At 67.3% G+C, this 13,885-nt stretch carries 10 protein-coding genes; 1 reads left to right on the top strand and 9 read right to left on the bottom strand.

What is annotated here, in order from left to right; genetic code table 11:
* Positions 1-145: 145 nt before the first annotated feature.
* The 4 genes from whiA to uvrC all read right to left on the bottom strand — a co-directional run bounded on the left by whiA (position 146) and on the right by uvrC (position 5,596).
* Positions 146-1,126: a DNA-binding protein WhiA gene (whiA, locus tag ABD848_RS02370; protein WP_344966788.1), complete on the bottom strand. Its 981-nt coding sequence runs from the start codon at positions 1,124-1,126 to the stop codon at positions 146-148.
* A gap of 310 nt (positions 1,127-1,436) precedes the next feature.
* The gene (locus ABD848_RS02365; RefSeq protein ID WP_344966786.1) at positions 1,437-2,429 is read right to left on the bottom strand and encodes a gluconeogenesis factor YvcK family protein; all 993 of its coding nucleotides are present in this window, start codon (positions 2,427-2,429) and stop codon (positions 1,437-1,439) included.
* A 190-nt stretch (positions 2,430-2,619) separates the two neighbouring features.
* Positions 2,620-3,504, bottom strand: a complete 885-nt coding sequence (gene rapZ / locus ABD848_RS02360) for an RNase adapter RapZ (protein ID WP_425567390.1) — start codon at positions 3,502-3,504, stop codon at positions 2,620-2,622.
* Positions 3,485-5,596: an excinuclease ABC subunit UvrC gene (gene uvrC / locus ABD848_RS02355; protein ID WP_344966782.1), complete on the bottom strand. Its 2,112-nt coding sequence runs from the start codon at positions 5,594-5,596 to the stop codon at positions 3,485-3,487. Before uvrC ends, rapZ begins: the two co-directional genes overlap by 20 nt.
* A 225-nt stretch (positions 5,597-5,821) precedes the next feature.
* Between uvrC and ABD848_RS02350 the strand changes: the two genes are divergently transcribed.
* Positions 5,822-6,952, top strand: a complete 1,131-nt coding sequence (locus ABD848_RS02350; RefSeq protein ID WP_425567389.1) for a mechanosensitive ion channel family protein — start codon at positions 5,822-5,824, stop codon at positions 6,950-6,952.
* A 46-nt stretch (positions 6,953-6,998) separates the two neighbouring features.
* On the opposite strand, the gene ABD848_RS02345 is transcribed toward ABD848_RS02350, so the two are convergent.
* The 5 genes from ABD848_RS02345 to ABD848_RS02325 form a co-directional block, all read right to left on the bottom strand.
* Positions 6,999-7,385, bottom strand: coding sequence for a Rieske (2Fe-2S) protein (locus ABD848_RS02345; protein WP_344967298.1), 387 nt, complete (start codon positions 7,383-7,385; stop codon positions 6,999-7,001).
* 142 nt (positions 7,386-7,527) lie between these two features.
* On the bottom strand, positions 7,528-8,166 hold the full coding sequence (locus ABD848_RS02340) for an RDD family protein (protein WP_344966777.1): 639 nt from the start codon (positions 8,164-8,166) through the stop codon (positions 7,528-7,530).
* Positions 8,167-8,301: 135 nt separating this feature from the next.
* Positions 8,302-11,136: an excinuclease ABC subunit UvrA gene (uvrA, locus tag ABD848_RS02335; RefSeq protein WP_344966775.1), complete on the bottom strand. Its 2,835-nt coding sequence runs from the start codon at positions 11,134-11,136 to the stop codon at positions 8,302-8,304.
* Positions 11,137-11,397: 261 nt separating this feature from the next.
* Positions 11,398-12,417: a TerC family protein gene (locus tag ABD848_RS02330; protein WP_344966773.1), complete on the bottom strand. Its 1,020-nt coding sequence runs from the start codon at positions 12,415-12,417 to the stop codon at positions 11,398-11,400.
* Positions 12,418-12,770: 353 nt separating this feature from the next.
* The gene (locus ABD848_RS02325) at positions 12,771-13,868 is read right to left on the bottom strand and encodes a glycosyltransferase family 4 protein (protein ID WP_344967296.1); all 1,098 of its coding nucleotides are present in this window, start codon (positions 13,866-13,868) and stop codon (positions 12,771-12,773) included.
* Positions 13,869-13,885 lie beyond the last annotated feature (17 nt).

Below are 13,885 nucleotides of genomic sequence, written 5' to 3'. Positions count from 1 at the left end.
CGCCCGCCCTGACAGCCCCGACGCGCGCGAGGCCAGTAGGACATACTGGCATCATCACGCGGCAAAGGTATAGACCATTCAGGTGTATAGCCTACATTTCCCCTACCGGCACGCGAACCGGGGCCGGCCACAAGCGAGTCTTGACCTAGGGCACGAGCATGTCCGGCGTAAGGTTGGCGTCGGTGCCCGCGATCCCCAGGTCGGAGGCGCGCTTGTCGGCCATGGCGAGCAGGCGCCGGATGCGTCCGGCGATAGCGTCCTTGGTCAACGGCGGATCGGAGAGCTGCCCCAACTCCTCTAGCGACGCCTGCTTGTGAGACAGCCGCAACTGCCCGGCAGCCACGAGGTGCTCGGGCGCCTCGTCACCGAGGATCTCCAGCGCCCGCTCAACCCGGGCGCCGGCGGCCACAGCGGCACGGGCGCTGCGCCGGAGATTGGCATCGTCGAAGTTGGCCAGCCGGTTGGCCGTAGCCCGCACCTCGCGCCGCATCCGGCGTTCCTCCCAGGCCAGCACACTCTGGTGAGCGCCTAGCAGGGTCAGTAGCGCCCCGATGGAATCGCCGTCGCGCACCACTACCCGGTCGACGCCGCGCACCTCACGCGCCTTGGCGTGCACCTTCAGCCGCCGCGCCGCGCCCACCAGCGCCAAGGCCGCTTCGGGGCCGGGACAGGTGATCTCCAACGACATGGAACGCCCCGGCTCGGTGAGCGACCCGTGAGCGATGAAGGCGCCCCGCCAGGCCGACTCGGCATCACAGGAACCGCCGGCCACGACATGGCGTGGCAACCCCCGCACCGGTCGACCATTGTTGTCGATCAGGCCGGTCTGGCGGGCCAGACTCTCACCGTCTCTGATGACGCGGACCACGTAACGGTTGCCCTTGCGCAACCCGCTGGGAGCGAGGACGACCACCTCGGACTCATGGCCGAAAACCTCGGAGATGTCCTTGCGCAACCGGCGCGCCGCAGCTCCAGTGTCGAGTTCGGCTTCGATCACGATCCGCCCGCCCACCAGGTGGAGGCCACCGGTGAACCGCAAGATCGTGGAGACCTCGGCCTTACGGCAGCATGGCTTCAGAACGGTCAGCCGGCTCAACTCGTCCTTCACCACGCCGGTCATCGCCATGAATGTGACCCTCCCCTTGGAACTCGCTCCGCATGGCGCCGCGCCGTCGGCACCCCTTCTGGGCAGACTACTGTCCTGACGCGCCTGTGCCACGCCCTGCGACCGCGTGTCCGACCTCGCCTTTCGCTAGATGGATCGTATGCTTCGCCGCCCAGCCGAGGCGGCACCGGTTCCGCACACCGTAGTCCACGCCCGGTGCGAGCTAACGCTGGGTGGGACCGCGCCGCCGGTGGCTCCGTCGACCGCGGCCGGTTTTCCCAAAGCTTCATGCCAACCGGCCCACCCAAGAGATGGTGGTTGGATGACCGGGTCAGTGCTGGAAGACGTGATCAAACGCAGCGGCGAGGAGGTCGTGGTCGTGGCGGGGGATACCCTCGCCGGCGGCCACGTTGGACAGCACCAGGCGCGCGCCAAGGCCGGCAGCGGTACGGCGCAGCAGATCGTGCTCGACGGGGCCGCCCACGACGGTGGGGTCGGCCAGCACCACATCGACCCGGAGCCCAGGAGCGTGAGCGGCGAGCACATCGAGATAGGTGTGGGCGGCGAAACCGTCGGTCTCACCTTTTTGCGGTGAGAGGTTGAGGGTGACCACGCGGCGGGCCTTGGTGTGGACAAGCGCCTCGGCGAGTTCGGGCACGAGCAGGTGAGGCAGCACGCTGGTGAACCAAGAGCCGGGACCGAACACCACCCAGTCGGCCTCACGCACCGCCTTGACCGCCTGCGGAGAAGCGGGCGGCGACTCGGGGACCAGCGAAATCGACTGCACGCGCCCGCGGGTGCTGGCACAGGCGACCTGGCCACGCACCGTCGTCACCTCGTCCGGGCGGTTTGGGTCGATACCGGCGACCTCGGCGACGATGTCGAGGGGGATCGACGACATCGGTAACACTCGACCGTGGGCTCCCAGCAGTTGGCCCACCCAGTCCAGCCCGGCGACGGAGTCGCTGAGCAGCTCCCACAGGGCCACGATCAGCAGGTTGCCCACCGCGTGGCCGTGCAGTTCCCCCTGCGAGCGGAACCGGTGCTGGATCACCTCGCTCCACGTTCGGCCCCACTCGTCGTCCCCGCACAGCGCGGCCAGGGCCATGCGCAGGTCTCCCGGCGGCAGCACACTCAGCTCGCGACGCAGCCGGCCACTGGAGCCGCCGTCGTCGGCCACGGTGACCACACCGGTTAGGTCGGTAGTGACCCGACGCAACGCCGAAAGGGAGGCGTAGAGGCCGTGGCCGCCTCCGAGAGCAACGACCCGCGGTGGCGGGCGGTCGTCCTCGCACTGAGCGCCCGCATACTGGTGTCCCGGCATGTGCGTCTGCGTTCCCCTGTCCGATCCGTGACCGCGCCCTGCCGCGGCACCGACGCCTGGAGTGAGGCGATGGTACGCACCGCGCCCGGTTTGGGCCACTCACCGCTTGTCCCTCGGTAGCCCCGCGCCCGGCCGCTGCATAGCGCAACCGTGTCGCAGGTGCACCGGCTCCGTGCCGGCCCGGCGAGAGCTACTCGCGCCCCAGGTCACGGTGGACGACGTGCACCTCTAGGTCGTCCTCGTGGAGGCGCCGACTGAACTCCTCGGCCATGGCCACACTGCGGTGCTTGCCGCCGGTGCAGCCCACAGCCAGCGTCATGTAGTGCTTGCCTTCGCGCAAGTAGCCGGCCACGAGCAGGCGCAGCACCTCAGTGTAGGCGTCGAGCAACTCCTTGGCGCCACGCTGGGCGAGCACATATTCGCGCACGGGGGCGTCCCTACCGTTCATGGGGCGCAAGTCGGGCACCCAGTGGGGGTTGGGGAGGAACCGGCAATCGATGACGAGATCGGCGTCCACCGGCAACCCGTGCTTGTAGCCGAAGGAGACGATGTTAGCGCGCAGGTGGGCTTCCTCGGCATCGCCGAAGAAGCCGATGACCTTCGTCTTGAGCTGATGGACGTTGAGCTGGGAGGTGTCGATGACGAGATCGGCCTCGCCGCGCACTGCGCGCAACAGTTCACGTTCGCGCGAAATCCCGTCGGTGAGCCGGCCGTCGCCTTGGAGGGGGTGCGGGCGACGCACTGCCTCGAAGCGGCGCACGAGGGAGTCGTCGCTGGCTTCCAGGAAGACGATGCGGGCGAGAATGCCTTGACCGCGCACTTCCTCCACCGTCGACAGCAGGTCCTCGGTGAAGGCCATGCTGCGCACGTCGACGACGGCGGCGACTCTGGGCACCGCCCCGTGGGTACGTCCGGCCAGCTCGATCATCGTTGGCAGCAGCCCCGGGGGCAGGTTGTCGACGACGAACCACTCCAGGTCTTCCAGCGCCCGTGCCGCCGTACTCCGGCCGGCTCCCGACATGCCCGTAACAATGACGATCTCCGGCGGGAGGTCGCTACTGCGAGTTTGCGTCACCTGTTCGTTCCTCATCGCCTTGGTCGCCCCCGTGATATGACTGGTTTGCCGCCGTGCTCTGCTCGGGTGAGGGGGCGGCGCCCGATAGCCGCTGCGCGATCGTGGCCGCCGTGCGTTCCCCGATGCCGGGCACCTGGGCGATCTCGTCCTCCGAGGCCGCAGCCAGACGACGCAGCGACCCGAAATGTTTCAACAGGGCGGCGCGGCGGGTGGGGCCCAGACCGGGAACCTCGTCGAGCTCGCTGGTGGTGAGGGCTTTGGCCCGCTTGCGGCGGTGATAGGTGATCGCGAAGCGGTGCGCTTCGTCGCGTATGTGTTGGAGCAGGTAGAGGCCGTCGCTGGCGCGTGCCAAGATGACAGGGTCCTCGTCGTCGGGTAGCCAGACCTCTTCGAGGCGTTTGGCCAGGCCACACACGGCGATGTCGTCGATACCCAATTCGTCCAGCGCTTGTTGCGCAGCCCGAACCTGTGGACGGCCACCGTCCACGACTACCAGGTTAGGGGGGTAGGCGAAGCGCTGCGATCCCGATCCGGCATCGTGACCGGCTGTTCGCCTGTTGTTCTCCGGTTGCTCACCGTTCTCTTCTTCAGATGCGGCTGCTGTCGCCACCTCATGCGCCATGTGCTCCACTTCTCCGGAGCTTTGGCTCTCCTCTAGGTAGCGGCGGAATCGGCGGGTGATCACCTCGGCAATAGCGGCCACATCGTTGTGCTCGGCGCCCGCAGCGGAACCGCCGCGCACGCTGAAGCGGCGGTACTCCGACTTGCGTGGCATCCCGTCCTCAAAGACCACCATCGAGCCCACGACGTGGCTGGCTTGCAGATTGGAGATGTCATAGCACTCGATGCGCAGCGGCGCCTGCTCAAGGCCCAACGCCTCCTGGATCTCGCCCAGGGCGCGGCTGCGGGTCGTCAGGTCGCCGGCTCGGCGCGTCTTGTGGCGGGCCAGGGCCTGTTCGGCGTTCTTGGCGACGGTCTCCAGCAGGCTGCGCTTGTCACCGCGCTGGGGTACCCGCAGGTCCACACGCCCGCCCCGATGCTCACCGAGCCAGGTGGTGACGGCTTCGGTATCAGCGGGGGCGTGACTGACCAGCACTTCGCGGGGCACCACGGGTGCGGCGGCGTCCTCGACGGCGGAAGGGGAGGCATGGGGTTGGGCACCGCCGTAGACCTGTGCCAGGAAGCGCTCGACGAGCGCGTCGGTACCGACGTCCTCAACTTTGTCGACGACCCAGCCACGTTGCCCGCGGATGCGGCCGCCCCGCACGTAGAACACCTGGGCAGCGGCCTCAAGTTGGTCCTCGGCAACGGCGATGACGTCACAGTCGGTGCTGTCGGGGAGCACGACCGCCTGCTTTTCCAGCGCGGTGCGCAGGGCTTGGATATCGTCACGCAGGCGGGCGGCGCGCTCGTACTCCTGCTCAGCGGCGGCCGTACCCATCTGCTCTTCGAGCTGCTTGATGAACCGTCCTGTATCGCCGGCCATGAACGCGCAGAAGTCCTCAGCTAGCGCACGGTGCTCCTCGGTGGTAACACGCCCCACACATGGCGCGGAGCACTTGCCGATGTCACCGAGCAAACACGGACGACCGCTGTTCTTGGCCTGCTTGAACACTCCGGCTGAGCAGGTGCGCACGGGAAAGACGCGCAGCAGCAAATCGACGGTCTCGCGGATGGCCCAAGCGTGGGAGTAGGGACCGAAGTAGCGCGCGCCGCGGCGTTTTGCGCCGCGCATCACCTGCACGCGCGGGAACTGCTCATCGAGGGTGACAGCGAGGTAAGGGTAGCTCTTGTCGTCACGGTAGCGCACATTGAACCGAGGGTCGTACTCCTTGATCCAGGAGTACTCCAGTTGCAGCGCCTCCACCTCGTTGCCCACAACCGTCCAATCCACGTCCGCGGCTGTGGCGACCATGGTTTGGGTGCGTGGGTGCAGCCCGGCGAAGTCGGCGAAATAGGAGGACAGCCGGGCTCGCAGGTTCTTGGCCTTGCCAACGTAGATCACCCGCCCGTTGGAGTCACGAAACCGGTACACCCCCGGCGAGGTGGGGATGGAACCGGGCTCGGGCCGGAGTTGAGGTCGAACCGCCATGTCACCCATTGTGCTGGTCGTGTCCCCTGTCGCGCACCTGTCGGGGACGGCAACGTTGCCCTGATGGCGTGGCGGCGCAGCGTAAAATCAACGTTACCGACACCGGCACCGCACCAAGCCATGAGGTTCCCCACCCGACAAACGTCACGATTTGGTATATAAATGCCCTAGATTGTGCTAAGTACTTCGACCAGTTTCCTACCTGACGAGGGGAGCCCCCCACCTGTGGGAATGGAACATCTGATCGCCATCGGGATCGCGGTGGCAATCGCCGTGCTCGTCGTCTCCGTGGCGCACTGGCTGCTGGCGCACAAGCTGTCCAAAGTGTGGCAGGTGGCCCCGCCCCTGGTACACCGCTGTCGGATCTCGGCCTACGCCGCGGCAGTGGTCCTCGGCGTCAACATCGCGATCCCCGACAGCGACGGCATCGACTACGCGACGTACGGCGTCTTCCGGCACGCGATGGGTATCGCGATGATCGCGTCGGTGACATGGCTGGCGCTGACCATCGCCTACGCCATCACCGATGTGGTGCTGGACCGACTCTCGCCCTACAACGGCGACTCCGATCTGCGTGCACGGCGGTTGCGTACCCAGGTTCGCCTGTTACGCAGAGTCGTTGCCACGATCATCGGCATCCTGGCGACGGCGGCGATCCTGTTCACCTTCCCTTCGGTGCAGGCCCTGGGGGCTGGGCTGCTGGCTTCGGCGGGGTTGATCGGTATCGTCGCCGGTGTGGCCGCCCAATCGGTGCTGGGTAACCTGTTCGCCGGCTTGCAACTGGCGTTCAGTGACGCGCTGCGGCTCAACGACGTCGTGGTGATCGAGGGCGAGTGGGGCCGGATCGAGGAACTGACGCTGACCAAGGTCACGGTGCGGATCTGGGACGAGCGCCGGCTGGTCCTGCCCGTCTCTCACTTCACCACCACCCCCTTCGAGAACTGGACCAAACAAAACACCGCGCTGACCGGCTACGTGAAGCTGTATGTGGACTGGGAGGTCCCCGTCGAGCAGCTCCGCGAGGTCGCCGGCGCGTTCATCACCAACCACCCCCTTTGGGACGGGCGCCGCTGGTCCTTGCAGGTCACCGACGTTTTGCAGAACGGTCTGGTGGAGGTGCGGGCCGTGATGACCACCGCCGACTCCGACGCCCGCTGGGACCTGTGCTGCGAGTTGCGCGAACACCTGGTCGGCTACCTCGCCACCAACTGCCCCCTTGCACTGCCGCGCAACCGCACCGAGATCAGCGAGTTCGGCGGCGGCAACGAAGAACGTTACGCGACGATATGGCCCTCCTCGGCGTTTCGCCGCCCCGTAGGCCACCCCACCCACACCGGTCCGCACGAGGCGGGCTAGCGCGCTGTCACCGCCGCGCGGCGTGCCCGTGTCAAACACCACGGGGTCACACCAAGGTGATGTCGGTGCCCTCGACGGTGACCTCCAACGCTTGGAGGGGCTCGGTGGCCGGCCCTTCCAAGACCTCACCGTTGGCGAGGTCGAATCGGCTGCCGTGGCACAGACAGTGGATATCCTCGGTCACTTCCTGGATGGTGCAGCCGGTGTGGGGACACACGGCGTTGAACGCCTTGAACTCCCCCTCCTGGGGCTGGGTGAGGACGAGTTTGGCGTCGACGACGACCGTGCCGCTGCCCACAGGGACTTCGGAGGTCTGGGCGACCACCCGACCGTGCAGGCTCTCCTGGGGGGCGGGCTTCTCGCCACAAGCGCTCACCCCTGCCACGGCGGCACCGGCCACCCCCGCGGCACCGAGTAGGCGCCGCCGGCTCATCGCGCAGGCGCACCACTGTCCTCGCGTCATGCCACAGTTCCTTCCTGTCGACCCCACTAAATACTACAAACTGTAGTACTTATGGGCGCCTGCCCAGCCCAGCGGGACTCTTGAGGGTCTGCCCTCCGACGGTCGAGGACGGTTAGGGCCCCTGTACGACGACCGTGCCCGCGACCTTGTCGTGCATGCCCTGTCGGTTGGGCTTGTCCCACAGCGGCCACAGCCACAGGAACACGACGTTGAGCATGAACACCAGCATGACAAGGCCGGAAGAGAGCCAGTTGAAAAGGTTGAGCACATTGAACACAGCGGCCCGTACCAGCACCCGGCCCAGCGGGACCGAGGTGTGGCCCGAGGGGTCGCTCAGCGGCACGACCGTGAGTCTCATCGCGGACTTGCCCAGCGTACGGCCCCAGCGGGCGATACACACCGAGTCGTAGCCAGCCCAGACGAGGAACCAGACGACCGCGGCGATGATGGCGAAGGTCCGGCTGGCCTCCGCAGCCGCGATCTCGCCATTGAGTGCCCGGCTTCCCACGGCCATCACGCCAAGGAGGAGCGCCAGCCCACCGGCCGGGATGAGCAGGATCGCGAAATCGATGAGCCGTGCCAGGGCGCGCTGCCCCCAGTCGGCGAGCGGGTAGGAGCCCGGGGGGAAACCGGAAAAGCCCGCTCCGGCAAAGGGAGGATTGGGCTGGGAGGTGGGCCAGGAGCTACTGGCCGCCCCAGAGGAGGGGGAGGAGTTCGCGGGCTCGCCGGCGGAGGAGGATGGGTAGCTCATAGGGACTGCTCTCCTGGCAGATGGGCAGGCACGCTCGGCGCCGTATCGTCGAACACGGTCGACGATACCGGCAACGGCCCTCCACGAGCGGACTTGGCCGGCCGGCTGACGACCGAGCCGCCTCGTGCCTGGCGGTCAGAGGATCTTACGCAGGAACTGTCCGGTGAAACTGTGCTCGACCGCGGCGACCTCCTCAGGGGTGCCGGTGGCAACCACGTCGCCGCCGCCCGATCCGCCTTCCGGGCCCATGTCGATGAGGTAGTCGGCGCTTTTGATGACATCGAGGTTGTGTTCGATGACGATCACCGTGTTGCCGGTGTCGGCCAGCCGCCCCAGCACGCCCAGGAGCTTGTGGATGTCCTGGAAGTGCAGGCCGGTCGTGGGCTCGTCGAGAACGTAGACGGTGCGGCCGGTGGAGCGGCGCTGCAACTCGGAGGCGAGCTTGACGCGCTGCGCCTCGCCTCCGGAGAGCGTGGTGGCGGGTTGGCCCAGCCGAACATAGCCCAAGCCGACGTCGCACAGGGTCTGCATGTGGCGCCGGATCGCCGAGATGGGCTCGAAGAACTCCAGCGCCTCCTCGATGGGCATATCGAGGACGTCAGCGATGCTCTTGCCCTTGTAATGGACGTCGAGGGTCTCGCGATTGTAGCGGGCGCCGTGGCAGACCTCGCAGGGCACGTAGACGTCGGGCAGAAACTGCATCTCGATTTTGATGGTGCCGTCACCGGCGCACGCCTCGCAGCGTCCCCCCTTGATGTTGAACGAGAACCGGCCGGGCTGGTATCCGCGCACTTTGGCTTCGGCGGTCTGGGCGAACAGCTTGCGGATGTGGTCGAAGACACCGGTGTAGGTGGCGGGGTTGGAGCGAGGGGTGCGGCCGATGGGGCTCTGGTCGACGTGGACCATCTTGTCGACCTTGCCGACACCGTTGACGCGGGTGTGGCGTCCCGGCACGGCCCGCGCACCGTGCAACTCTCGGGCGAGGGCCTTGTAGAGGATCTCGTTGACCAGGGTGGATTTGCCCGATCCCGAAACGCCGGTGACCGCGGTGAACACGCCCAGCGGAAACGCGACGTCGAGCCCGCGCAGGTTGTGCTCGCGGGCTCCCTTGACCACCAGCTCGTGGCCCTTGGTGCGGGAGCGGCGCGTCTGGGGGGTGGGAATGGCGCGCCGGTCGGCGAGGTAGTCGCCGGTGATGGAGTCGGTGTTGCTCACCAGTTCGTCGACCGTTCCCGAGACGACGACGCCTCCGCCGTGCTCGCCGGCTCCGGGACCGATGTCGACCACCCAATCGGCCGAGCGGATGGTCTCCTCGTCGTGCTCGACGACGATGAGGGTGTTGCCGATGTCGCGCAGCCGCCGCAGCGTGTCCAGCAGTCGGGAGTTGTCGCGTTGGTGGAGCCCGATGGAGGGTTCGTCGAGGACGTAGAGCACGCCGACCAGGCCCGAGCCGATCTGAGTGGCCAGCCGGATGCGCTGGGCCTCGCCGCCCGACAGCGACCCGGCGGGACGCTCCAGATTGAGGTAGTCCAGCCCCACGTCGAGGAGGAAGCCCAGCCGGGCGTTGATCTCTTTGAGGACCTGGGCCGCGATGACCTGGTCGCGCTCGCTGAGCTCCAAGCTGCGCAGGAACTCGGCGCACTCGTCCAGCGGAAGCCTGCTGACCTCGGCGATCGACTTGCCTCCGACGGTGACGGCCAAAATCACCGGCTTCAGCCGCGCCCCCTCACAAGCGGGGCAGGGCACCACCCGCATATAGCCTTCAAGGCGTTCGCGGCTCGTGTCGCTCTCGCTCTCGGAGTGACGGCGCTGCACCCACGGAATGACACCCTCGAACTCGGTGTAGTACGAGCGGGAGCGCCCATAGCGGTTGCGGTAGCGCACGTGAACCTGGGTCGGGTGGCCGTGGAGCAGCGCCTTGCGTCCCTGGCGGGGCAGCTTCTCCCAGGGGGTGTCGAGGTCGAAGCCGACGGCGTCGCCCACCGCAGCCATGAGCCGGCCGAAGTACTCGCTGGCGTGCCCGCCCGACCAAGGGGCGATGGCCCCCTCGGCGAGGGTCTTGGCGGGGTCGGGGACGAGCAGCTCGGAGTCGACCTCCATGCGGCTGCCCAAGCCCGCGCACTCGGGGCAGGCGCCGTAGGGGGAGTTGAACGAGAACGACCTCGGCTCCAGCTCCTCGAAGGAGAGGTCATCGTAAGGGCAGAAGAGGTGCTCGGAGTAGATGCGTTCTCGGTTGGGGTCGTCGGCGGGCAGATCGACGAAGTCGAGCAGGATCGTGCCGCCGGCCAGGCGCAGCGCGGTCTCGACCGAGTCGGTGAGGCGCTGCTGAGCCGAGTCCTTGACCACGAGGCGGTCGACGACCACGGCGATGTCGTGCTTTTCGTACTTGCGCAGCGTGGGTGCCTCGTCCAACCGCACGAGAGCACCGTCGACCCGAGCGCGGGTGTAGCCCTTGGCCTGGAGATCCTTGAACAGCTCGACGTACTCGCCCTTGCGCCCGCGCACGACCGGCGCCAACACCTGGAAGCGGGTGCCCTCGTCAAGTTCCAGGACGCGGTCGACGATCTGCTGGGGAGTCTGCCGCGCGATCTCGCGGCCACACTGGGGACAGTGCGGCTTACCGATGCGTGCCCACAGCAGCCGTAGGTAGTCGTGGACCTCGGTGATGGTGCCCACGGTCGAACGCGGGTTGCGGCTGGTGGACTTCTGGTCGATGGAGACCGCCGGCGACAACCCCTCGATGAAATCGACGTCGGGTTTGTCCATCTGGCCCAGGAACTGGCGCGCATACGCTGACAGTGACTCCACATAGCGCCGCTGGCCCTCGGCGAAGATGGTGTCGAAGGCCAGCGATGACTTACCCGACCCGGACAGGCCCGTGAACACGATCATCGCGTCGCGTGGGAGGTCCAGCGAGACATCCTTGAGATTGTGCTCCCGGGCGCCCCGGACGACGAGCTTGTCCGCCATGAGTCAACCAGCCCTTTCGGCATCGGCTATCGCGCGGCGCGGCTGGACGCGATGGTGTGACTGCCGGCGCCACGTGGAGAAGTATGGCCTGCGCCGGATGACCGCGGGACGCACTTTGGTCACCGCGCGGCGTCTGACCTCTTACAGTAACGACTGTCGACGGTGGATACTTCCACCGTGCGTCGCGGGCGGGCCCAGTGTTGAGCCGCTACCGTGAACGCAACCGCCCTTACTATAGCCGAACAGGCGTTCGACGGGGAGTCATTCGCGTGTACCGGAGGTATCGCGGTGCGTCTCGCCTTCCATCTCTGACTGGGCGACGCCCCCCGAGCGGAGCAGACTGGCGACGACGGTGACGGTCATCACACCGACGATGACGACCAGGGAGGCCACAGTGCCGATCTCAGGGACCGCGACCCCATTCTCGTGGAGGGCGTGCAGGATCATCTTGATGCCGATGAAGACCATGATCAACGCAAGTCCCCAACTGATGAAGGACAGCCGGTCCATCAACCCCGCCAGCAGGAAGTAGAGCTGACGTAGGCCGAGCAGGGCGAAGGCGTTGGCGGTGAAGACGATGTAGGCGTTCTGGGTGAGACCGAAGATCGCTGGGATGGAGTCGACGGCGAAGACCAGATCGGTCACTCCGATGGCCACGATGACCATGAGCATGGGGGTGACGTACCGGCGACCGTCGAGCTTCACCGTCAGGCGGGCACCGTGGTACTGGTCGGCGACCGGCCAAACCTTCTTGACCATGCGCACAGCGAAGCTGTCGGTGTAGTCGGTGTCCTCGTCGTCGCCTTTGATGTGGTCATGGATGATCTTGATGGCGGTGTAGATGAGGAACGCGCCGAAGAGGTAGAACACCTCACTCCAGGCGTTGATGGCCTGGGCACCGATGGCGATGAAGATACTGCGCATGAGCAGCGCGATCACGATCCCCACCAGCAGCACTTCGTGCTGGTACTTCTTGGGCACGGCGAAGCTGCCCATGATGAGGTAGAAGACGAAGAGGTTGTCGACGCTGAGACTCTTCTCAGTGAGGAATCCGGCGAAATACTCACCCGCCACCGTGCCACCGGCGAAGAACCATAGCCCGAAGCCGAAGACGATGGCGATACCGATGTAGAAGACGGCCCACCAGGTGGCCTGCCGCAGCCCGAACTCCTTGGGGCCCTGCTTCTTACTCCAGGGATGGTCGACGATGGCCAGGTCGACCGTGAGCATCACGACCATCGCGCCGATCGTGACGAACCACACCCAGGCGGGAACATCCATAGGGCAGTCTCCTCCGGTTGCCGCACCCAATGACTACAGTATGGGTACAGATGATCACCGGAGGTCTCTCCCGCCCGCGGGCACCGCCTACGGCGAGCACACAGGCCGGCGGCACCGGGCTCGCTACCGTGCGATCCGTGATGACGACACCGCCGCGGAGGGATACTCCCCTCGCTGTTGCGAATGACCCATTTCAGGGAATGTATTCCCTTACTCCGGTCGCCTTCATCATGCCATCCCGACAGCGCTGGTGCGCCCCCGTGCGGCAAGCTTTTTTAGCCTAACCTTGGTGGCAACACTCACACCACCCTTATGGCAGCGCTCTCCCAACGAGAGGGCCCGGCCCGGCGCCGCTATGACGACCGAGCCGCGGCACTGTGGGCGAGTCGACGGTAGTGCGCCAGCGCCGCTTCGACCGCGTCGTCTTCACCGGGCAGCGTGGCTGCCCGCCGCAGCGAGCCCTGGCGCATGCGATCGGCCAGCCCGGGCTCGTCGAGCACCCGACGAATAGCGTCGGCCAGAGCGGCGGCGTCACCGGACGGCACGAGTCGGGCAACGCCGGCGTACAGTTCGGCGAGTGCGCCCACCCGCGTGGCCACGACCGGAAGTCCCGCCCGTAGCGCCTCCATGATGACCAGTGAGGGGCCCTCCCACCAGCTTGGCAGCACGAAAACGTCGGCCGCTGCGAGCAAGTCGGCGATATCGCGACGATGCCCCAGCAGCCGCACGGGCAACCCCCGTCGAGCCACGGCCGCCGCAAGCTCGGGACGCAGCGGACCGTCCCCGGCGACAGCCACCAGCGGCACGGGAGTGCGGCCGGTGAGGGCCTGGGCGGCCTCCAGCAAAATGTCGAGCCCCTTCTGAGGGGCCAGGCGGGCGATGACCAGCAGCACCGGGCGACGTTGGGAGGCGCCCAACTCAGCGCGCACACGTGCGACGGGACGACTGGGTTCCCCTTGCGGCGGGGCAGCGATCACAGCCCGCCCCAACCGGCGAGCGCCACGGCGACGCATACGCTCGACGAGGTCGCCCGAGACACCGAGCACGGTGTCGGCCCGCCAGGCCACCACGCGCTCCAGTGCGGGAAACAGCGCCGCCAGCGGACCGTCGCACTGCGGCGGAGCGTTGTGCAGCGTCACAATCAGCGGAGCCAGCCCCGCCAGAGCACACAGAGCGCCGGCCCGCACTCCGTGGGCGTGCACCACGTCGGCGCCGCGCAGCAGGCGCCGCAGCCGCACCACGGCCGCGGCGTCGCCGGTGGGGCGCGGACCGGCACCGATGTCGACCACGACGAAGCGCGCGCCCGCCGCGGTGAACCCGAAACGGTCAGCGGTACTGGCGGGACCGGCCACGACCACGTGATGGCCCCGTATGACCAGCCCCCGGCACAGCGAGCGCACGTGGCCCCCCACTCCCCCGGTGCTGGTAGCGACGACCATAGCGATGCGCAACGGCTGCACGTGGGTCC

Origin of the sequence: Salinactinospora qingdaonensis, from assembly GCF_039539445.1 — a bacterium.
Classification (GTDB): domain Bacteria; phylum Actinomycetota; class Actinomycetes; order Streptosporangiales; family Streptosporangiaceae; genus Salinactinospora; species Salinactinospora qingdaonensis.
This window is presented reverse-complemented; position numbering and strand designations above follow the sequence as displayed.